The 19,948-nt window shown below is 64.6% G+C and carries 18 protein-coding genes and 1 riboswitch; of the genes, 14 read left to right on the top strand and 4 right to left on the bottom strand.

The annotated features are described in order from the left end of the window. Positions 1 to 156: 156 nt before the first annotated feature. Positions 157 to 3,864: a methionine synthase gene (gene metH / locus C163_RS09090; protein ID WP_025338483.1), complete on the top strand. Its 3,708-nt coding sequence runs from the start codon at positions 157 to 159 to the stop codon at positions 3,862 to 3,864. Between the two features lie 160 nt (positions 3,865 to 4,024). After that, complete coding sequence (locus C163_RS09085) at positions 4,025 to 4,240, top strand: DUF2970 domain-containing protein (protein WP_003256398.1); 216 nt, start codon at positions 4,025 to 4,027, stop codon at positions 4,238 to 4,240. Positions 4,241 to 4,503: 263 nt separating this feature from the next. Here the strand turns inward: C163_RS09085 and C163_RS09080 are convergent, their stop codons facing one another. Continuing rightward, complete coding sequence (locus C163_RS09080) at positions 4,504 to 5,580, bottom strand: ABC transporter substrate-binding protein (RefSeq protein ID WP_025338482.1); 1,077 nt, start codon at positions 5,578 to 5,580, stop codon at positions 4,504 to 4,506. Positions 5,581 to 5,793: 213 nt separating this feature from the next. Here C163_RS09080 and C163_RS09075 point away from each other — a divergent pair, with 213 nt between their 5' ends. From C163_RS09075 to C163_RS09045, 7 genes are all read left to right on the top strand, one after another. Then, positions 5,794 to 7,446 (top strand): nitrite/sulfite reductase, encoded by a 1,653-nt coding sequence (locus C163_RS09075; protein ID WP_025338481.1) that lies wholly within the window; start codon positions 5,794 to 5,796, stop codon positions 7,444 to 7,446. After that, positions 7,430 to 7,924 (top strand): DUF934 domain-containing protein, encoded by a 495-nt coding sequence (locus tag C163_RS09070; protein ID WP_025338480.1) that lies wholly within the window; start codon positions 7,430 to 7,432, stop codon positions 7,922 to 7,924. The genes C163_RS09075 and C163_RS09070 overlap by 17 nt, the downstream gene beginning before the upstream one ends. A 354-nt stretch (positions 7,925 to 8,278) precedes the next feature. Then, positions 8,279 to 9,082, top strand: a complete 804-nt coding sequence (dkgB, locus tag C163_RS09065; protein WP_025338479.1) for a 2,5-didehydrogluconate reductase DkgB — start codon at positions 8,279 to 8,281, stop codon at positions 9,080 to 9,082. Between the two features lie 4 nt (positions 9,083 to 9,086). Beyond that, a complete protein-coding gene (locus C163_RS09060) occupies positions 9,087 to 10,040 on the top strand; it encodes a TIGR03571 family LLM class oxidoreductase (RefSeq protein WP_025338478.1) in 954 nt (317 codons plus the stop codon). Beyond that, complete coding sequence (locus tag C163_RS09055; RefSeq protein ID WP_025338477.1) at positions 10,037 to 10,381, top strand: adenylate cyclase; 345 nt, start codon at positions 10,037 to 10,039, stop codon at positions 10,379 to 10,381. Before C163_RS09060 ends, C163_RS09055 begins: the two co-directional genes overlap by 4 nt. Beyond that, positions 10,378 to 11,550 carry an MFS transporter gene (locus C163_RS09050; protein WP_025338476.1) on the top strand — a complete coding sequence of 391 codons (1,173 nt, stop codon included), beginning with the start codon at positions 10,378 to 10,380 and terminating at the stop codon, positions 11,548 to 11,550. Before C163_RS09055 ends, C163_RS09050 begins: the two co-directional genes overlap by 4 nt. Positions 11,551 to 11,812: 262 nt before the next feature. Next, a complete protein-coding gene (locus C163_RS09045) occupies positions 11,813 to 12,277 on the top strand; it encodes a nuclear transport factor 2 family protein (protein ID WP_025338475.1) in 465 nt (154 codons plus the stop codon). Here C163_RS09045 and C163_RS09040 read toward each other — a convergent pair whose 3' ends face one another. Further along, the gene (locus tag C163_RS09040) at positions 12,278 to 13,633 is read right to left on the bottom strand and encodes an ATP-binding protein (RefSeq protein WP_025338474.1); all 1,356 of its coding nucleotides are present in this window, start codon (positions 13,631 to 13,633) and stop codon (positions 12,278 to 12,280) included. It abuts the gene before it with no gap. Then, positions 13,630 to 14,340 carry a response regulator gene (locus tag C163_RS09035; RefSeq protein ID WP_025338473.1) on the bottom strand — a complete coding sequence of 237 codons (711 nt, stop codon included), beginning with the start codon at positions 14,338 to 14,340 and terminating at the stop codon, positions 13,630 to 13,632. The genes C163_RS09040 and C163_RS09035 overlap by 4 nt, the downstream gene beginning before the upstream one ends. Positions 14,341 to 14,508: 168 nt before the next feature. Here C163_RS09035 and C163_RS09030 point away from each other — a divergent pair, with 168 nt between their 5' ends. From C163_RS09030 to C163_RS09015, 4 genes are all read left to right on the top strand, one after another. Further along, a complete protein-coding gene (locus C163_RS09030; RefSeq protein WP_025338472.1) occupies positions 14,509 to 15,291 on the top strand; it encodes a VacJ family lipoprotein in 783 nt (260 codons plus the stop codon). A gap of 13 nt (positions 15,292 to 15,304) precedes the next feature. Next, positions 15,305 to 15,514 carry a hypothetical protein gene (locus C163_RS09025; protein WP_038408308.1) on the top strand — a complete coding sequence of 70 codons (210 nt, stop codon included), beginning with the start codon at positions 15,305 to 15,307 and terminating at the stop codon, positions 15,512 to 15,514. A gap of 257 nt (positions 15,515 to 15,771) precedes the next feature. Further along, positions 15,772 to 17,004, top strand: a complete 1,233-nt coding sequence (locus C163_RS09020) for an MFS transporter (protein ID WP_025338470.1) — start codon at positions 15,772 to 15,774, stop codon at positions 17,002 to 17,004. A gap of 36 nt (positions 17,005 to 17,040) precedes the next feature. Beyond that, a complete protein-coding gene (locus tag C163_RS09015; protein ID WP_025338469.1) occupies positions 17,041 to 17,814 on the top strand; it encodes a helix-turn-helix domain-containing protein in 774 nt (257 codons plus the stop codon). A 223-nt stretch (positions 17,815 to 18,037) separates the two neighbouring features. On the opposite strand, the gene crcB is transcribed toward C163_RS09015, so the two are convergent. After that, positions 18,038 to 18,415 (bottom strand): fluoride efflux transporter CrcB, encoded by a 378-nt coding sequence (gene crcB / locus C163_RS09010; RefSeq protein ID WP_025338468.1) that lies wholly within the window; start codon positions 18,413 to 18,415, stop codon positions 18,038 to 18,040. Between the two features lie 74 nt (positions 18,416 to 18,489). Then, positions 18,490 to 18,551, bottom strand: a riboswitch (Fluoride riboswitch). Between the two features lie 142 nt (positions 18,552 to 18,693). On the opposite strand from crcB, the gene C163_RS09005 reads away from it, so the two are divergent. Then, the gene (locus C163_RS09005; RefSeq protein WP_025338467.1) at positions 18,694 to 19,842 is read left to right on the top strand and encodes a M14-type cytosolic carboxypeptidase; all 1,149 of its coding nucleotides are present in this window, start codon (positions 18,694 to 18,696) and stop codon (positions 19,840 to 19,842) included. The last annotated feature ends 106 nt before the right edge of the window (positions 19,843 to 19,948 follow it).

Here is a 19,948-nt window from a genome sequence, read left to right as displayed (position 1 = left end):
CATCACGATTTGTTGCCTGGTCGTCCTTGGGTGCCCTGCTTCGCCGACGCCCGCCCAACATGAGCCATTTTCATGCAAATGGGCGATGCGCCTAAAAACCGCGCAGCTTTGTTATGATTCTGCACCTTCTGAAATTTGCCCGACCAGGTAGTTCCTATGTCCGACCGCAGCGCTCGTCTCCAAGCACTCCAGAACGCACTCAAAGAGCGCATCCTGATCCTCGACGGCGGCATGGGTACTATGATCCAAAGCTACCGGCTCGAGGAACACGACTATCGTGGCACGCGTTTCGCCGATTGGCCAAGCGATGTCAAGGGTAACAACGACCTGTTGCTGCTCAGCCGCCCGGATGTGATCGCCGCCATCGAAAAGGCCTACCTGGATGCCGGCGCCGATATCCTCGAAACCAACACCTTCAACGCCACGCAGATTTCCCAGGCCGACTACGGCATGGAGTCGCTGGTCTACGAGCTGAACGTCGAGGGCGCGCGCATCGCCCGCCAGGTGGCCGATGCCAAGACCCTGGAAACCCCGCACAAGCCGCGCTTCGTCGCCGGCGTGCTCGGCCCTACCAGCCGCACCTGCTCGATTTCCCCGGACGTCAACGACCCCGGCTACCGCAACGTCACCTTCGACGAGCTGGTAACGAACTACATCGAGGCCACCCGCGGCCTGATCGAGGGCGGCGCCGACCTGCTGCTGATCGAGACCATCTTCGACACCCTCAACGCCAAGGCGGCGATCTTCGCCGTGCAGCAGGTGTTCGAGGAAGACGGCATCGAACTGCCGATCATGATCTCCGGCACCATCACCGACGCCTCGGGCCGTACCCTGTCGGGCCAGACCACCGAAGCGTTCTGGAACTCGGTACGCCACGCCAAGCCGATTTCGGTGGGCCTGAACTGCGCCCTCGGCGCCAAGGACCTGCGCCCGTACCTGGAAGAGCTGGCGACCAAGGCCGACACCCATGTCTCGGCCCACCCCAACGCCGGCCTGCCGAACGCCTTCGGTGAATACGACGAAACCCCGGCGGAAATGGCCGTGGTGGTCGAGGAGTTCGCCGCCAGCGGCTTCCTCAACATCATCGGCGGCTGCTGCGGCACCACCCCTGGCCACATCCAGGCCATCGCCGAGGCCGTGGCCAAGTACAAGCCGCGCGAGATTCCGGAAATCGCCAAGGCCTGCCGCCTGTCGGGCCTGGAGCCGTTCACCATCGACCGCCAGTCGCTGTTCGTCAACGTCGGCGAGCGCACCAACATCACCGGCTCCGCCAAGTTCGCCCGGCTGATCCGTGAAGAGAACTACACCGAAGCCCTGGAAGTCGCCCTGCAGCAGGTCGAGGCCGGCGCCCAGGTGATCGACATCAACATGGACGAAGGGATGCTCGACTCCCAGGCCGCCATGGTCCGCTTCCTCAACCTGATCGCCGGCGAGCCGGACATCTCGCGCGTGCCGATCATGATCGACTCGTCCAAGTGGGAAGTGATCGAAGCGGGCCTCAAGTGCATCCAGGGCAAGGGCATCGTCAACTCCATTTCCATGAAGGAAGGCGTCGAGCAGTTCAAGCACCACGCCCGCCTGTGCAAGCGCTATGGCGCTGCCGTGGTGGTGATGGCCTTCGACGAAGTCGGCCAGGCCGACACTGCCGCGCGCAAGAAGGAAATCTGCCAGCGCAGCTACGACATCCTGGTCAATGAAGTGGGCTTCCCGCCGGAAGACATCATCTTCGACCCGAACATCTTCGCCGTCGCCACCGGCATCGAAGAGCACAACAACTACGCCGTCGATTTCATCGAGGCCTGTGCCTACATCCGCGACCACCTGCCGCACGCCCTGAGTTCGGGCGGTGTGTCCAACGTGTCGTTCTCGTTCCGTGGCAACAACCCGGTGCGTGAAGCCATCCACTCGGTGTTCCTGTACCACGCGATCCAGAACGGCCTGACCATGGGTATCGTCAACGCCGGCCAGCTGGAGATCTATGACGAGATCCCGGCTGCCCTGCGTGAAAAGGTCGAGGACGTGGTGCTCAACCGTACCCCGCATGGCACCGACGCACTGCTGGCCATCGCCGACGACTACAAGGGCGGCGGCGCAACCAAGGAAGTGGAAAACGAAGAGTGGCGCTCGCTGCCGGTGGAAAAACGCCTGGAGCACGCGCTGGTCAAGGGCATCACCGCGTTCATCGTCGAAGACACCGAAGAATGCCGACAGCAGTGCGCCCGCCCGATCGAAGTGATCGAAGGCCCGCTGATGAATGGCATGAACGTGGTCGGCGACCTGTTCGGCGCGGGCAAGATGTTCCTGCCCCAGGTGGTCAAGTCGGCCCGCGTGATGAAACAGGCGGTAGCCCACCTGATCCCGTTCATCGAAGCCGAGAAAGGCGACAAGCCGGAAGCCAAGGGCAAGATCCTGATGGCCACGGTAAAAGGCGACGTGCACGACATCGGCAAGAACATCGTTGGCGTGGTGCTGGGCTGCAACGGCTACGACATCGTCGACCTCGGCGTGATGGTGCCGGCCGAGAAGATCCTGCAAACCGCCCGCGACGAGAAGTGCGACATCATCGGCCTGTCCGGCCTGATCACGCCGTCGCTGGACGAAATGGTCCACGTTGCCCGCGAAATGCAGCGCCAGGGCTTCCAGTTGCCGCTGATGATCGGCGGCGCCACCACCTCCAAGGCGCATACCGCGGTCAAGATCGAGCCCAAGTACAGCAACGACGCCGTGGTCTACGTCACCGACGCCTCGCGTGCGGTGGGCGTTGCCACCCAGTTGCTGTCCAAGGAGCTGAAAGCCGGCTTCGTCGAGAAGACCCGCCAGGAATACGAGGAAGTACGCGAGCGCACCGCCAACCGCAGTGCCCGCACCGAGCGCCTGAGCTACGCCCAGGCTATCGGCGCCAAGCCGCAGTACGACTGGGCTGGCTACCAGCCAGCGGTGCCCTCCTTCACCGGCGTCAAGGTGCTGGAAGACATCGACCTGCGCACCCTGGCCGAGTACATCGACTGGACCCCGTTCTTCATTTCCTGGGACCTGGCCGGCAAGTTCCCGCGCATCCTTACCGACGAAGTGGTCGGCGAGGCGGCCACGGCGCTGTACAAGGACGCCCGCGAGATGCTCGACAAGCTGATCGACGAGAAGCTCATCAGCGCCCGCGCGGTGTTCGGCTTCTGGCCGGCCAACCAGGTGGCCGATGACGATATCGAGGTGTACGGCGAGGACGGCCAGGCCCTGGCTACCCTGCACCACCTGCGCCAGCAGACCATCAAGCCGGACGGCAAGCCCAACTGGTCGCTGGCCGACTTCGTCGCGCCGAAGGCCAGTGGCGTTACTGACTACGTGGGCGGTTTCATCACCACCGCCGGCATCGGTGCCGAGGAAGTGGCCAAGGCCTACCAGGACAAGGGCGACGACTACAGCTCGATCATGGTCAAGGCCCTGGCCGACCGCCTGGCCGAGGCCTGTGCCGAATGGCTGCACGAGCAAGTGCGTAAAGAACACTGGGGTTATGCCCGCGACGAACACCTGGACAACGAGGCGCTGATCAAGGAGCAGTACCGCGGCATTCGCCCGGCCCCCGGCTACCCGGCCTGCCCGGACCACACCGAGAAGGAAACCCTGTTCCGCCTGCTTGACGGCACTGCCATCGGCGAGACCGGGCCGAGCGGCGTGTTCCTCACCGACCACTTCGCGATGTTCCCGGCGGCGGCAGTCAGCGGCTGGTACTTTGCCCACCCACAGGCGCAGTACTTTGCCGTGGGCAAGGTCGACAAGGACCAGATCGAGCGCTACAGCGCGCGCAAGGGCCAGGATGTGAGCGTCAGCGAGCGCTGGTTGGCGCCTAACCTGGGTTACGACAGCTAAGACCCTTGGGGCCGCTTTGCGGCCCATCGCGACACAAGGCCGCTCCTACAGGAGAATGCAATCCTTTGTAGGAGCGGCCTTGTGTCGCGATGGGCTGCACAGCAGCCCCAATAGCCACCTACACTGTCCCTGATTGCCTCTGATTTCCTCAGGAGCCACCATGGACGATTCCAGCCAGGGCAAGCCCCCTACCTTCTGGCAGATGCTGCACAGCATCCTCGCTGCCGCCTTCGGCGTGCAAAGCGGCAAGAACCGCGCCCGCGACTTCACACACGGCAAGGCCAGCCATTTCATTGCGCTGGGGACGCTGTTCACCCTGGTGTTCATTGCCGTACTGATCGGCCTGGTGCAATTGGCCCTGCACCTTGCGCGCTAGCAAAAACGCCTGCGGGACTCCCTCCCGCAGGCGCTCTGGCTGCATCACGGTCTTGAATACAAGTCTACTGGTGACTGACCCAATACACGGCAGTGACCACCACCAGAACGATCAGGCAGAGGATCGCCCAGGCATCGACGCTGCTGTCAGCTTTGCGGACCTTGGTTGAGTTTCCCATTGCATTGCCTCTTGTAGTGGTTATGGGAATGCACTTCACCACCAGCAGTTAAGACGAGCAATGCCCTTCCCTCAAGCAGGGTCTTTCAATAATTGATCGGTGATGTCAGAAACGGGTACTGGTAGTCGGGCGGCCGCCCTTCGGCACTGTAATGCTGGAAATCGATGCCGTAGTCCGGCTGCTCCAGCAGTTTCAGCCATCGGGCTGCCTTGGCCTGGTCGATCGGCTGCAACACCGGCACGCGATGCTCGCGCAGGCCATCACGGTTCACCGCCAGCCCCTGGGCATCATCGTGCAGCATCACCATGGCCCAGCCGCCGAGGGTGAAATGCCCGCCCATCAGCACGCTCAGGCGCCCGTCGATACGTGCGTGCAGGGCCTCTGGCGAGCTGTTGATGGCGCTGAACAGCACATCGCGCCCTGGCTTGCGCCCCGCCTCCTCGAACGCCTGCATGGCACCAAAGGCCATTTCGTCGTTGGCCGACCACACCAGGCGGGTGGCCGGGTAGCGCTCCAGCAGTTGCTGCGCCTGCTCATAAGCGCGCTGGCGGCTCCAGCCGCCATATACCACCTGGCGCAGGCGCACCTGGGGGAAGTCGGCCAGAGCCCGGCGCATGCCTTCCTCGCGCAGTTGCGAGGCCGGGGTGGTCTTGACCCCGGCAAACGCCAGCAGGTCCACCGGCCCGCTGTCACGGGGCAATTGCGCGACCATCTGGTGCAACATCTGGAAGCCCGCCTGCTCGTCGTTGGCCGTCAAGGTGCCCAGCAGCTCGGCATACTTGTCGGGCTGGGCCTCGATGCTGCGGGCCTGGCTGGCAGTCAGGCCGTTGTTGACCAGGAACAGCTTGACCCCGCTGCCGCGCGACAGGCGGATGATCTCCGGGGCCACGTACTGCTCGTTGACCAGTACCAGGTAATCCGGGCGCTGCGGCCCGCCCAGGATCGCCCTGGCCTGGGTCAGCGCCAGGTCGGCGCGGCGTTCGCCGTACTCCACGCGCAGGGTCATGCCCAGCTCGTCTGCGGCGGCCTGCATGAAGCGCGTATAACTGGTCCAGAACGTCTCGGTGGACAGCCCCGGGTTGAGGAAAACCACCGAAGCCGGCTGCGCGCTCGCCGCCAGCGGCAAGGCAAGACACAAGCTTTGGCACAATGCCTTGAGCATGGGCTGACATCCCTGCGAAGCAAACATCGGATTATAAACGCCAGCCCACGCCCAACGCACAAATGGCAGTCAGTCTCACATAGTCCATTTGGTTCTTTTCATATGCAAAAACATCACTTTAGCGCATAAACGCAACCTGCTATCGTTCCCCGGCTCCGAAGCGGAGTGCGCGGCCGTGCGCGCGAATAGCTGCATGCCTGAGACAGGACTTTTATGTACGTATACGACGAGTACGATCAGCGGATCATCGAGGACCGCGTCAAGCAGTTCCGTGATCAGACCCGCCGCTATCTGGCCGGTGAGCTGAGCGAAGAAGAATTCCGCCCTCTGCGCCTGCAGAACGGCCTTTACATCCAACGTTTCGCACCGATGCTGCGCGTCGCCGTGCCGTACGGCCAGCTGAACGCCACCCAGGTCCGCACCCTGGCCAGGATCGCCCGCGACTACGACAAGGGCTACGCCCACATCTCCACCCGCCAGAACGTGCAGTACAACTGGCCGGCACTGGAAGACATCCCGGACATCCTCGCCGAACTGGCCACCGTGCAGATGCACGCGATCCAGACTAGCGGCAACTGCCTGCGCAACACCACCACCGACCAGTTCGCCGGTGTGGCCGCAGACGAAATCGTCGACCCGCGCCCGTGGTGCGAAATCGTCCGCCAGTGGACCACCTTCCACCCGGAATTCGCCTACCTGCCGCGCAAGTTCAAGATTGCCATCAACGGCTCGCAGGAAGACCGCGCCGCCATCGAAGTGCACGACATCGGCCTGGAGCCGGTGCGCAATGCCGCTGGCGAGCTGGGCTTCCGTGTGCTGGTCGGTGGCGGCCTGGGCCGTACCCCGGTGGTGGGCTCGTTCATCAACGAGTTCCTGCCGTGGCAGGACCTGATCAGCTACCTCGACGCCATCCTGCGCGTGTACAACCGTTACGGTCGCCGTGACAACAAGTACAAGGCGCGGATCAAGATCCTGGTCAAGGCCCTTACCCCGGAAGTGTTCGCCGAGAAGGTCGAGGCCGAAATGGTCCACCTGCGCGGCGGCAGCACCACGCTGACCGAAGCCGAAGTGCAGCGTGTATCGCGCCACTTCGTCGACCCGGCCTACCTGGCCCTGGACAACGTCGACTACGCCGCCCAGGACGCCGAGTACCCAGGCTTCGCCCGCTGGCGCTCGCGCAACACCCGCGCCCACAAGCGCCCTGGCTACGTGGCCGTGACCCTGTCGCTGAAGCCCACCGGCGTTGCCCCGGGCGACCTGACCGACAAGCAGCTGGACGCCGTGGCCGACCTGGCCGAGCGCTACAGCTTCGGCTTCCTGCGCACCTCGCACGAGCAGAACATCATCCTCGCCGACGTCGAGCAGCGCCAGCTGCACGCCCTGTGGCTGGAACTGCGCGAAAGCGGCTTCGCCACCCCGAACATCGGCCTGCTGACCGATATCATCTGCTGCCCGGGTGGTGACTACTGCTCGCTGGCCAACGCCAAGTCGATCCCGATCGCCGAATCCATCCAGCGCCGCTTCGACGACCTGGACTACCTGTTCGACATCGGCGAGATCGACCTGAACATCTCCGGCTGCATGAACGCCTGCGGCCACCACCACGTGGGCCACATCGGCATCCTCGGCGTGGACAAGAAGGGCGAGGAGTTCTACCAGGTGTCGCTGGGCGGCAATGCCGCGCGTGGCGCGAGCCTGGGCAAGATCCTCGGCCCGTCCTTCGCACAGGATGACATGGCCGATGTGATCGAGAAGCTGATCGCCGTGTACGTCGAGCAACGTACCGAGGAAGAGCGTTTCATCGACACCTACCAGCGTATCGGCATCGACCCCTTCAAGGAACGCGTCTATGCAGCGAATCATTAAGAACAACCAGATCGTCGACGAAACCTGGCATCTGCTGCCCAAGGAAACGTCCTTTGACGAGCTGACCAACTGCGACGACTACATCGTCCCGCTGCAGATGTGGCGCGACCATGCCCACGTACTCAAGGCCCGCGACGGCGGCCTGGGCGTGTGGCTGGACAGCGACGAGCAGGCGGAGGAAATCGGCGAGGACGTGCAGCACTTCCAGGTCATCGCACTGAACTTCCCGGCGTTCACCGACGGGCGCAGCTACTCCAATGCGCGCCTGCTGCGTGACCGCTACAAGTTCAAGGGCGAGCTGCGCGCCATTGGCGACGTGCTGCGCGACCAGCTGTTCTTCATGGCCCGTTGCGGTTTTGACGCGTTCGCCATCCGTGCCGACAAGGACCCGGAAGACGCGCTGCAAAGCCTGAAGGACTTCTCGGTGACCTACCAGGCCGCCACCGACGAGCCGCTGCCGCTGTTCCGCCGCCGCTGATCGTCACCTTGCAATGCCGGACGGCCCGCCTCTATGGCGGGCCGTTTCGTTTTCCTGTACCGGCCTCTTCGCGGGTGAACCCGCTCCCACAGGCACTGCACCGTTCTTGAGTGCGGCGCGGTCCCTGTGGGAGCGGGTTCACCCGCGAAGAGGCCGGTACAGGTTTACCCTGCATTCCCTCAGCAACAGTCAAGGCACAGCGACCTATTCTTGCCTCCCGGTCAAATGACCTTGGCCCCGCCCCACCTTAATCAATCCCCCTCAAAGCCGCACACTGCTCCCCACACGAAGAGCGATCGAACCCGAGCGACCAGGCTCGATTCGGCTCACCTCTCACTCACCAGGAGCAGATCCATGAGCATTCCATCCTTCGGCCTCGGCACCTTCCGCCTCACCGGCCAGGCCGTCATCGATTCGGTCAAGTCGGCCCTGGAACTGGGCTACCGGGTCATCGACACCGCGCAGATCTACCAGAACGAAGCCGACGTCGGCCAAGCCATCGCCGAAAGCGGCGTCAAGCGCGACGAGCTGTTCATCACCACCAAGATCTGGGTCGAAAACTACGCCGCCGACAAGCTGATCCCGAGCCTGCGCGACAGCCTGCAGAAACTGCGCACCGACTACGTCGACCTGCTGCTGATCCACTGGCCTGCCCCAGGCAACGGCGTTGAGCTGCGCGAGTACATGACCGCCCTGGCCGAAGCCAAGAAGCTGGGCCTGACCCGCCAGATCGGTGTGTCCAACTTCAACATCGAACTGACCCGCCAGGCCATCGAAGTGGTCGGCAAAGGCGAAATCGCCACCAACCAGATCGAACTCAGCCCGTACCTGCAGAACAGCAAGCTGACCACGTTCCTCAAGGAACAAGGCGTCACCGTCACCTCGTACATGACCCTGGCCTACGGCAAGGTGCTGAAGGACCCGGTTCTGGCTGACATCGCCGCCAAGCACAAGGCCACCGTCGCCCAGGTTGCCCTGGCCTGGGCCCTGCAGCTGGGCTACGCGGTGATCCCGTCGTCGACCAAGCGCGAAAACCTGGCCAGCAACCTGCTCGCCCGTGACCTGAAGCTGGACGCCGACGACATGGCACGCATCGCCAAGCTCGAGCGCAATGGCCGCGAAGTCAGCCCTGACGGCCTGGCGCCAATCTGGGATTGATACCATGACCACGCCCCTCGAACGCCTGACCGCTGGCGGCTTCAGCATCGGCCTGGAAGCACCGCTGGACCACGACTGGACGCCCACCGGCGACCAGGCGCGGCGCCGCGATGGCCGCCAGTTCGGCGAGCCGGACCTGGCCCGCCACGCAGAACTGGCACAACTGGCCGACCGCCTGGGCTACCGCGCCCTGTGGGTCCGCGATGTGCCGCTGTACGACCCGTCGTTCGGCGACGCCGCCCAGGTGTTCGAGGTGTTTGCCTACCTCGGCTACCTGGCCGGGGTAACCCGCGACATCCTGCTTGGCACGGCTGCCGTGGTGCTGCCGATTCGCGAACCACTGCTGACCCTGAAATCGGCCAACAGCGTGCAGCGCCTCAGTGGCAACCGCCTGCTGCTGGGCGTGGCCAGTGGTGACCGGCCGGTGGAGTACCCACTGTTCGGTCGGGATTTCGAGGGGCGTGGCAACACCTTCCGCGAACACGTCGCGCTGCTGCGTGATGGTGCCAACGGCCACCTGCCCGAAGGGCTGGCCGTGCTACCCAGCACCGCTTCGCCGCTACCGTTGCTGGTAGCCGGCCTGGCCCAGCAGAGCCCGGCATGGATCGGCAGCAACCTGGACGGCTGCCTGGCCTACCCCGGCACAGCGGACGACCACCGGCAGCGGGTCGCCGCCTGGCGCGCGGTGGCGGGTAACAAGCCCTACAGCAGCTTCATCCACCTGGACCTGGCGGAGAACCCCGACGAACCGCTGCAACGCTGGCGCTTCGGTTTCCGCGGCGGCCGCAAGGCGCTGGCGGCCGAGCTCGGCGCCCTGCGTGCGGCGGGCGTCGACCATATCGGCCTGCACCTGCGGCGTAACGTGCGGCCGCTGGACGAAACCCTGCGCGAAATCGCCGAATACGTATTGCCACAATTCCATGAGACAAAAGCCCAACTGACGGAGGCCACCCCATGAGCACCCCAACCCCACTGCCGGCCTTCGCAGGCCGCAGCTTCCAGGTCGAATACCCCGGCCTGGCCGCGCACAACATCTATTCCGCCGATGGCCGCCGCGTAAGCTACGCCATCGTTTCCGGCCCTTACGCTGGCGCCAGCGGCGAAGCCGAATGCCAGTGGCAGCAGATTGCCGAAGGGGTCTACGTGATCTCCTGGCAGGAAGCCGACGGCGCCACCGTGGTGCATGTCGATGACTTCGCCAACGGCCATTCGAAGGCCTTCTTCACCGCCAGCGACCTGACCTTCTACCGTATGCAAGGGCCATTGACCGAACTGGACGCGCAGGAGCCTGCGCAATGAAAGCTGGGCGCGTCCTGTTTGCCCTGGCCATCGGCGCCTTCGGCATCGGCACCACCGAGTTCACCCCGATGGGCCTGCTGCCGGTGATCGCCCAAGGTGTCGATGTCAGCATCCCCAGCGCTGGCATGTTGATTACCGCCTATGCCATCGGGGTGATGGTCGGTGCGCCGATCATGACCCTGCTGTTCAGCCGTTTCGGCAAGCGCGCCGCGCTGATGGCGCTGATGGCCATCTTCACCCTCGGCAACCTGCTGTCGTCGCTGTCACCGGACTACTACACCCTGCTCGCCTCGCGTCTGGTCACCAGCCTCAACCACGGCGCGTTCTTCGGCCTTGGCGCGGTAGTGGCTGCCAGCGTGGTGCCCAAGGAGAAACAGGCCAGCGCCGTGGCCACCATGTTCATGGGCCTGACCATCGCCAACATCGGCGGCGTGCCGGCCGCCACCTGGATCGGCCAGCAGGTTGGCTGGCGCATGGCCTTTGCCGGTACCGCCGTGCTCGGCCTGCTGGCCATGGCCGCGCTGTGGTATGCCCTGCCCAAGGGTGAACGCGGCAGCGTGCCGCACGTGCGCAAGGAGCTGGCGGTCATCGCCCGCCCCAGCGTGCTGCTGGCAATGGCCACCACCGTGCTCGGTGCCGGCGCCATGTTCACCTTGTACACCTACGTGGCACCGGTACTGGCCGAACTGACCGGCGCCTCGGACAGCTTCGTCACCCTCGGCCTGGTGCTGATCGGTGTGGGCTTCACCCTGGGCAACAGCCTAGGTGGCCGCCTGGCCGACTGGTCGCTGGATGGGGCGGCGCGGATCTTCCTCGCGGCACTGGCAGTGATCATGCTGCTGATGCCGCTGGTGCTCGGCAGCCACATCGGCGCCGCCATCGCCTTGCTGGTGTGGGGCATGTTCACCTTCGCCGTGGTACCGCCGCTGCAGATGCGGGTGATGATCGCGGCCATCGAAGCACCGGGGCTGGCCTCGTCGATCAACGTCGGCGCGTTCAACCTGGGCAATGCCGTGGGCGCGGCGCTGGGTGGTGCGGTGATCAGCCTGGACCTGGGCTATGCGGCAGTGCCGATGGCAGGTGGTGTGCTGGCGGCTGCCGGGCTGCTGCTGGTGTGGCTGGGCGGGCGTAGCAAGGCTGCCGGGAAAACTGCAGCCGACGCAGCCTGATAGAGCCCCCCCCTGTAGGAGCGGCCTTGTGTCGCGATGGGCCGCAAGGCGGCCCCAAGGTGCTTGCGTCAACTCTGGAGCTATTGGGGCTGCTACGCAGCCCTGTCGCGACACAAGGCCGCTCCTACACGTGGACCGCGCCTGGCATGGCACCTCGGCATTGTTCCACGCACTGCAATTATGATGTGCCAGGCACACCCATTCTCTGTTCGGCCAGCGGCTACTACTCTCCTACCAGCCAATCGAACTGAGGAGTACCCCGATGTCCCGCCCACCCCTGCCGCCCTTCACCCGCGAAAGCGCCATCGAAAAGGTCCGCCTGGCCGAGGATGGCTGGAACGGCCGCGACCCGGCCAAGGTCGCGCTTGCCTATACCATCGACACCGTCTGGCGTAACCGCGCCGAGTTCCCCCGCGGCCGTGCCGAGGTCGAGGCGTTCCTGACGCGCAAATGGAACCATGAACTGGAGTACCGCCTGATCAAGGAGCTGTGGGCCTTCACCGGCAACCGCATTGCCGTGCGCTATGCCTACGAGTACCACGACGACAGCGGCCAGTGGTACCGCGCCTATGGCAACGAGAACTGGGAGTTTGCCGAGGACGGGCTGATGCAGAACCGTCATTCGAGCATCAACGAGCACCCTATCAGCGAAGCCGAGCGCAAGTTCCGCTGGCCGTTGGGCCGGCGCCCGGATGATCACCCCGGGCTCAGCGAACTGGGGCTCTGATCAGCCCTGCGGCAGCATGACCCTGACTTCCAGCCCGCCACCCGGGCGGTTGCACAGGGTCACGCTGCCCCCCTGCTCAAGCACGATGGCCCGTGCTGCGGGCAGGCCCAACCCAACGCCACCGGTATTGCGGTTGCGTGAACCTTCGATACGGTAGAACGGCGCGAATACCTGCTCATGCAGCTCCGGCGCAATGCCCGGGCCGCGATCCTGCACGGTAATCTCGATCTGCCTGGCGCTTACCGCCAACACCACCGTTGGCTCACAGCCGTATTTCGCTGCATTGTCGATCAAGTTGACCAGCACGCGCTTGATACCCACGGGCCGCCCCGTGTACACACAGCGGCGCGGCCCGCTGAGGCCGACCTCGACCCCCGCGTCCTTGAAGTCGTCCACCACGGTCAGCAGCAGCTCGCCCAGGTCGAATACGGTCGTCTGCTCCAGCCGTGCGTCATCACGGAAGAACTCCAACGCCGCATCGACCATCGCCTGCATCTCGTCGACGTCCTTGAACAACTTGGCCTGTAGCTGGGCATCGTCGATGAACTCGGCGCGCAAGCGCATGCGCGTCAGCGGTGCACGCAAGTCATGGGAAATGGCCGCAAGCATCTGGGTACGGTCGTTGAGAAAATGCTTGAGCTGCGCCTGGGTGGCATTGAACGCAAGAATGGCCTGGCGCAGGTCGTGCGGGCCGACCACCGGAATGGGCGGGGCGTTGAAGTCCTTGCCAAAACGCCGCGCACCTTCGGCAAAGCGCTCCAGAGGCTTGGCCAGGTAGCGCGTGGCCAGCAGCGCGACGGCAAGGCTGGAAACCAGCATCAGGCCGAGGATGATCAGGTTGCGCGGCAGTTCATCCAGGCCCCAGCTACGGCTGGTGGCACGGAACAGCACCCAGGACTTGTCGCTCAGCTCGATCATCAGCGCATAGCCACGTTCAGGTGCGTACTCCGGCATGTCGGACGGTTCGAAAGCCTCCACCCTGGCATCCGGGCGCTTTAGCAGTGCGCGCAGGATAGGCGTGCCCTCGCTGAACTCGGCATCGACCAGCACTGGCACACCCGCTTCGTCATGGCGGCGCAGCCATCGCACGGAGTATGAGCCGTCGCCCGCCGCACTGGCGATGTTGGCACGCTGCGCCATAGGCGCGGCATCGATGATGCGGGTGACCGCTGCAACCTTCTCGATCACCCCGCTCTCCAGCAGCGGTGGCTGCGCCCAGACGCTCAGCAACAGGCTGAACAGCCCCTTGAGCAGCAGCAGGAACAGCATCGCCGTCAGGGTGGTCAGCGCGATCCAGCGGGCAATGGTGATCCTGGGCCGTGGTAGGGCCTGGCGAACCCTGGCCAGCAGCTTCATCGCTTCGCGACCGTGGGCGTGAACAGGTAACCGGCGTTGCGCAGGGTACGGATCAAGGGCTCGTTGCCGTTGTCGGTTTCAAGCTTGCGGCGCAGCCGGCTCACCTGGACGTCGATGCTGCGGTCATAGGCGTCGTAGGCATCGCCACGAGCCATGTCCAGCAACTGCTGGCGGCTGAGCACCCGCCGTGGATGCTCGGCGAACACCAGCAGCAGCTCGAACTCACCGTTGGACAAGGGGATCATGACGTTGTCCGGCGAACGCAGCTCGCGCCGCACCACATCCAGCCGCCAGCCGGCAAACTCCAGGGTCGCGCAGGCATGGCCCGCCGTGCCACCGGCCGCTTCACCGGCACGGCGCAGCACTGCCCTCACCCGGGCCAGCAGTTCACGGGCGGCGAACGGTTTGGTCAGGTAGTCGTCTGCACCCAGCTCCAGGCCAACCACCCGGTCGCTCAACTCACCCATGGCGGTGAGCATGATCACTGCCACCTTGTGCTCGGCCAGCAAGCGCTGGCACAACACCAGGCCACTGTCGCCAGGCAGCATCACATCCAGAATGACCAGGTCCGGCACCCGCCGCTCAACGGCCTGCCACAGCGCCTTGCCATCCCTGGCCACATCAACCTCGTAGCCATGCTGGCAGAGAAACTTCTGCAGCAGGTCGAGCACCTCGACATCATCGTCGACTATCAGCAAATGGCTCACAAAAAAGCACCGCAAAACAAGGTTACCAAGCCGTACTTTAAGGCCATCCCCACGCAGCCGTCATATATTTCAACCCGGAAACAAAGTGTCGACGCCGAGACAATCCGGACATTCCCAGGCAAAGAAAACTGCGCAGCATCGCCGCCAGTTCTTGCCAGGAATGTATCTATGTCCCGTTCATCATCCGCCTCCCGCTCAGCGCGCTCAGCCGCGCTGGCCTTGTCGTTGCTTGCGGCGGGAGGCTGCAGCCAACGTGCACCGGCCACGGCGGCCTGCGGCAATGTCGCCTATCAGGTCAGTGACCCGGCCGAGCCCGCCAACCGCGCCGTATTCGCCTTCAACCGCACGGTCGATGACTATCTGCTGGCCCCCGTCGCCCGGGGCTACACCGCGCTGCCCGGTTTTGCCCAACAGGGCATGCACAACTTTGCCAGCAACTTCGGTGAGCCCAAGGTGTTCGTCAACGACCTGCTGCAGGGCAATGGCGAACGGGCGATGACCAGCCTCAGCCGCTTCATCTTCAACACCACCCTGGGTGTGGCGGGGCTGGTCGACGTGTCTGGCAAGATGGGGCTGAGCCAGCATCGCTCGGACTTTGGCCAGACCTTCGGGGTGTGGAACATCGCCGCTGGCCCCATCGTCGAGCTGCCGCTGCTGGGCACCCACAACCTGCGCGATGCCACCGGCACGCTGCTGGGCCTGGCACTGGACCCGTTTGGCGGCAACAGCGATACCGTCGAAACCATGGGCAACGTAGCCACGGCCGGCGGCATCGTCGATGCACGGGCCGAAGCACTGCCATTGACCGACCTGCTGCGCACCTGGCCTGACTACTACGTTGCGCTGCGTGACTACACCGCGCAGCGGCGCAGCAACCGGGTGGCAGAAGGCAAGGCCGGCGAGCCGGGGGCGTGGCCTGTGGATTGTGCAGGGGGTGCCCGTGAAGAATGATGCCCAAGCCGCCATGCTGCTGTTCAGGCGCCTTGAAGGCGCTGCCCGGCAACCGCTTTTGCTGCATGAACTGGAGGCCCGGGTTTCTGCCGATGGCCGGAGCCTGGTGCTGAGCCGCTATCGCGAACGCTTTACCGCCGAAGGCAAGCCCTACCGGCACGAGGCTCACCGCAGCGTACCGATTGCAGCATTGCTGCGCTGGGTGGCGCGGCAGGGTCAGTGAAATTGGGGCCGCTTTGCGGCCCTTCGCGGGCACGCCCGCTCCCACAGGTGCCGCACTGAGCCCAGGAAGTACGCGATTCCGGTGGGAGCGGGCGTGCCCGCGAAGGGCTGCAAAGCAGCCCCAATAAAGCCGCAGCCTCGATGGACATGTCCGAAACGCGACAGTGGCTGCCTGTTCGGCGTGAGACAGGCAAACCGGGCACTGGCTACCCTTCTTCGGCAAATGCCTTGTTCCCTTTCGCCAGAAGAAGATCGCCCATGACGACCTCCACCGCCTCCATGGCCGCCACCACGCTTGCCGACCAACCCCAGGGCTTTCTGGTCCGCATCGTCGGCGCTGCCGCATTCGCCCACCTGCTCAACGACCTGATCCAGGCCGTGCTGCCATCCATCTACCCGATGCTCAAGAGCGATTTCGCGCTGAGCTTTGCCCAGATCGGCTGGATCGCCCTGATCTACCAGGTGACCGCGTCCCTGCTGCAACCCTGGGTCGGCCTGTACACCGACAAGCACCCGCAACCCTACCTGCTGCCGGCTGGCATGCTGGTGACGCTGCTGGGCATCGCCCTGCTCGCCTTCGCCAGCAGCTATGAAATGCTGCTGGTAGCCGCGGCGGTGGTCGGCGTGGGCTCGGCAACCTTCCACCCCGAAGCCTCGCGAGTGGCCAGGATGGCCTCCGGTGGGCGCTTCGGCACCGCGCAATCGACCTTCCAGGTCGGTGGCAACACCGGCTCGGCCCTCGGCCCGCTGCTGACCGCTGCCATCGTCATTCCGCACGGCCAACCGGCCATTGCCTGGTTCATGCTGGCGGCCGCGCTGGCGGTATTGGTGCTGTTGCGGGTGACCGGCTGGACCGTGCGCCACGGCCAGACCCGGCTCAAGTCCTTCGCCGGCCAGCAGGCCCCCGGCCTGTCGCGTGGTGCCATGTGGCGTGCGGTGGCGGTTATCGCCGTGCTGATGTTCGCCAAGTTCGTCTACATCGCCTCGTTCACCAACTACTTCACCTTCTACCTGATCGAGCATTTCGGCCTGAGCGTGCAGCACAGCCAGCTGTACCTGTTCGTGTTCCTCGCAGCCGTGGCCCTGGGCACCTTTGCCGGTGGCCCGGTGGGTGACCGTATCGGGCGCAAGGCGGTGATCTGGGTCTCGTTCCTCGGCGTGGCGCCCTTCGCCCTCGCCCTGCCCTACGCCAACCTGGCCTGGACGGCGGTACTGGCGGTGGCCATCGGCCTGGTGATGTCCTCGGCCTTCGCCGCCCTGGTGGTGTACGCCCAGGAGGCCGTGCCGGGCCTGGTCGGCATGGTGTCGGGGGTGATGTTCGGGTTGATGTTCGGTATCAGCGGCATCGGCGCCGCCGGGCTTGGCGAACTGGCCGACCGGCATGGCATCGAGTGGGTGTACCAGATCATCTCGTTCCTGCCGCTGCTGGGGTTGGCCACCGCGCTGCTGCCAACAACCCGCTCACAAGCCCGCCCCAGCCGCTGCTGTTAAAGTGGGCGCGCCAGGCTGCCCGTACAAGAGGTCGAAATGCTGAAGCCGCAGCACGAATTGCTGGTGGAGGTGGATGAGTGGAGCTGGGAGGTGGGCAGCCGTGCGACGGACTACCCGACCGACTGGTTCATCGAGCCCCACAGCCATGCCAAGCACCAACTGATCTATGCCATCAAAGGCCTGATGATCGTCGAGTCCGGTAACGAACGCTGGACCGTGCCACCCAGCCGCGGCGTATGGATGCCCTGCGGCCAGGTGCACGCGATCCGCTGCGTGGGCGATGTGAAGATGCGCAGTGTGTTCGTGCGCACCGACGCGGCAGTGCAGTTGCCCGTGCAGAGCAAGGCTATCAGCATCTCGCCGTTGCTCAGCGAACTGATCAAGGCCTCCGTCGGCTTTACCGCGCCGTTTGCCGAAGACTCGCGTGAAGCCCGAGTAATGCGCCTGATCCTCGACGAGATCTGCGTGCTGCCGACCTTGCCGCTGAAGCTGTCGCAGCCCGGCGACAAGCGCCTGCAGGCAATCTGCGCCGCGCTGCACGAGCGGCCTGACGATAACGCCACCGTGGCCGACTGGGGCCAGCAGCTGGGGGTGGACGAAAAGACCATCCAGCGCCTGTTCCGCAAGGAAACCGGCATGACCTTCGGCCAGTGGCGCCAGCAGGCGCGGCTGATGCAGGCACTGGAGCGGATTGCCCTGGGCGAGCGGATCATCGATGTGGCGGGGACGCTGGGGTATGACAGCCCAAGTGCCTTCGCCAGCATGTTCAAGCGCCAGTTCGGTATCACGCCGAGTCAGTTCTTCAAATAACCTGGAAGAGACACATTGACTGTGCGGGCCTCTTCGCGGGTAAACCCGCTCCCACAGGGATATCACCGCACCTGAGACTAGTGACACTCCTGTAGGAGATCACCCGGCACTCTGGGCTGCGCTTTCGCGCAGAGAATTCAATTCCTAAGCGCGACGCGGCCTCTGTGGGAGCGGGTTTACCCGCGAACACCGGCGAAGCCGGTGCCAGGCAGCGCGCTCCTGCTCAGCCCAGCCAGCGCACCAGCGCGAAACCGGCGAAGGTCATCAGCAGCGAGCCCAGCACATGCGCCGACACCGTGGCCATGGCCCAGCCATAACGGCCATGCATCAGCATCGCCATCACCTCGGCGGAAAACGTCGAGAAGGTAGTGAGGCCACCGCAGAAGCCGGTGGTGACCAGCAGCCGCCAGGCCGGGTCGAGGTTGGGCCAGCGCAAGAAGAACGCCATGGCCCCGCCAATGATGAAACCGCCAACCAGGTTCACCAGCAAGGTGCCGAAGGGCATGCCCGGGAACAGCGAATTCAGGCGCAGGCCCAATAGCCAGCGCAACACGCAGCCAGCGCTGCCACCAACGACTACGGAAAAAAGGGACAGGTACATCGGGAAACTCCACAGGGTAAACGGGAACCCTGTGGGTAGACGGCGGGCGATAGCCTACGCGCCCCTGTCACAGGGTATGCGTAGGCATCATCAGCGCGGGGGCGGTTCAAGGAGGAATGCCATCTCCTGGGGGGAGATGCTATGAAACCAGGCGCTACTATGCAATATCCTGATACATCAACCGCCTGATCGGCCCCGCGTTGCCTGATCTCGCGCAGCAACCCTGCCAAGCCGTGTACAGTAGCCTCACAACAAAGCCCCCAGAAGGAGCCCGGCACATGACCGTGACGCTGTCCCCCCTGCAGATCGACTGCGATTTCGACTCCGGCAACATCCAGGTGCTGGATGCCAGCAACCCGGCCCGGGTGCACCTGGCCATCCGCCCGGACACCCACAGCGGCCACTACCAGTGGTTCCACTTCAAGGTCAGCGGGCTGACGCCGGGCCAGGTCCATCGCTTCAGCCTCGACAACGCCTCCGGTTCCTCCTACAAGAACGCCTGGAGCGGCTACAACGCCGTGGCCTCCTACGACCAGCAAACCTGGTTTCGCGTCCCCAGCCAGTTCGACGGCACGGCGCTGTCGTTCGAGATAAAGGCCGAACAGCCGCACATCTGGTTCGCCTACTTCGAGCCCTACCCGCGCGCGCGCCACAACCAGCTGATCGAGCGTGCACGGCAACTGCCGGGGGTCGAATTGCTCGCCAGTGGCCGCAGCGTACAGGGCCGCGACATTCCCCTGCTGCGCGCCGGTGATGGTGCCGCAGGCAAGCGCAAGCTGTGGCTGATTGCCCAGCAACACCCGGGCGAACACATGGCCGAATGGTTCATGGAGGGCGTGATCGACCGCCTGCAGGCCAACGACGCGGTGATCCGGCAGTTGCTGGCCAAGGCCGACCTGTACCTGATCCCCAACATGAACCCCGACGGCGCCTTCCTCGGCCACCTGCGCACCAACTTCAAGGGCAAGGACCTCAACCGTGCCTGGCAGGACGCCAGCGTCGAGCTCAGCCCCGAGGTGTTCTTCGCCCAGGCGCAGATGAAGCAATACGGCGTGGATGCGTTCATCGACGCGCATGGCGACGAAGAGATTCCCCATGTGTTCACCGCAGCCTGCGAGGGAAACCCCGGCTACACGCCGCGTCTGGCCAAGCTGGAAGAGCAGTTCCGCAGCACCCTGTGCAGCCTGACCCGCGACTTCCAGACCGTGCATGGCTACACCCGCGACGAACCGGGGCAAGCCAACACGACGCTGGCCTGCAATGCGGTGGGGATGGCGCATGACTGCCTGTCACTGACCCTGGAAATGCCGTTCAAGGACCATGACGACGCTCCGAATGCCGTCACCGGGTGGTCGGGGGCGCGCTCGAAGGATTTGGCCGGGGCGGTGCTGGAGACATTGGCGAAGATAGTTGGCGATTTGCGCTGAGGCCCCTGGCCGACGCGCCCCCTGTAGGAGCGGCCTTGTGTCGCGAAAGGGCCGCAAAGCGGCCCCGGCGATATCTGCGGCGAAGCTGAAAATGTGGGGCCGCTGC

It is taken from the genome of Pseudomonas sp. FGI182, from assembly GCF_000511325.1.
Taxonomy (GTDB): Bacteria; Pseudomonadota; Gammaproteobacteria; order Pseudomonadales; family Pseudomonadaceae; genus Aquipseudomonas; species Aquipseudomonas putida_Z.
Note: the sequence above shows the minus strand (reverse complement) of the source record. Positions and strands in the feature narration are given on the sequence as shown.

What these genes read in the sequence shown, in the direction of transcription:
- metH (WP_025338483.1), top strand. Translation starts at nt 157, where the DNA reads ATGTCCGACCGCAGCGCTCGTCTCCAAGCACTCCAGAACGCACTCAAA.
- C163_RS09085 (WP_003256398.1), top strand. Translation starts at nt 4,025, where the DNA reads ATGGACGATTCCAGCCAGGGCAAGCCCCCTACCTTCTGGCAGATGCTG.
- C163_RS09080 (WP_025338482.1), bottom strand. Translation starts at nt 5,580, where the DNA reads ATGCTCAAGGCATTGTGCCAAAGCTTGTGTCTTGCCTTGCCGCTGGCG.
- C163_RS09075 (WP_025338481.1), top strand. Translation starts at nt 5,794, where the DNA reads ATGTACGTATACGACGAGTACGATCAGCGGATCATCGAGGACCGCGTC.
- C163_RS09070 (WP_025338480.1), top strand. Translation starts at nt 7,430, where the DNA reads ATGCAGCGAATCATTAAGAACAACCAGATCGTCGACGAAACCTGGCAT.
- dkgB (WP_025338479.1), top strand. Translation starts at nt 8,279, where the DNA reads ATGAGCATTCCATCCTTCGGCCTCGGCACCTTCCGCCTCACCGGCCAG.
- C163_RS09060 (WP_025338478.1), top strand. Translation starts at nt 9,087, where the DNA reads ATGACCACGCCCCTCGAACGCCTGACCGCTGGCGGCTTCAGCATCGGC.
- C163_RS09055 (WP_025338477.1), top strand. Translation starts at nt 10,037, where the DNA reads ATGAGCACCCCAACCCCACTGCCGGCCTTCGCAGGCCGCAGCTTCCAG.
- C163_RS09050 (WP_025338476.1), top strand. Translation starts at nt 10,378, where the DNA reads ATGAAAGCTGGGCGCGTCCTGTTTGCCCTGGCCATCGGCGCCTTCGGC.
- C163_RS09045 (WP_025338475.1), top strand. Translation starts at nt 11,813, where the DNA reads ATGTCCCGCCCACCCCTGCCGCCCTTCACCCGCGAAAGCGCCATCGAA.
- C163_RS09040 (WP_025338474.1), bottom strand. Translation starts at nt 13,633, where the DNA reads ATGAAGCTGCTGGCCAGGGTTCGCCAGGCCCTACCACGGCCCAGGATC.
- C163_RS09030 (WP_025338472.1), top strand. Translation starts at nt 14,509, where the DNA reads ATGTCCCGTTCATCATCCGCCTCCCGCTCAGCGCGCTCAGCCGCGCTG.
- C163_RS09025 (WP_038408308.1), top strand. Translation starts at nt 15,305, where the DNA reads ATGCTGCTGTTCAGGCGCCTTGAAGGCGCTGCCCGGCAACCGCTTTTG.
- C163_RS09020 (WP_025338470.1), top strand. Translation starts at nt 15,772, where the DNA reads ATGACGACCTCCACCGCCTCCATGGCCGCCACCACGCTTGCCGACCAA.
- C163_RS09015 (WP_025338469.1), top strand. Translation starts at nt 17,041, where the DNA reads ATGCTGAAGCCGCAGCACGAATTGCTGGTGGAGGTGGATGAGTGGAGC.
- crcB (WP_025338468.1), bottom strand. Translation starts at nt 18,415, where the DNA reads ATGTACCTGTCCCTTTTTTCCGTAGTCGTTGGTGGCAGCGCTGGCTGC.
- C163_RS09005 (WP_025338467.1), top strand. Translation starts at nt 18,694, where the DNA reads ATGACCGTGACGCTGTCCCCCCTGCAGATCGACTGCGATTTCGACTCC.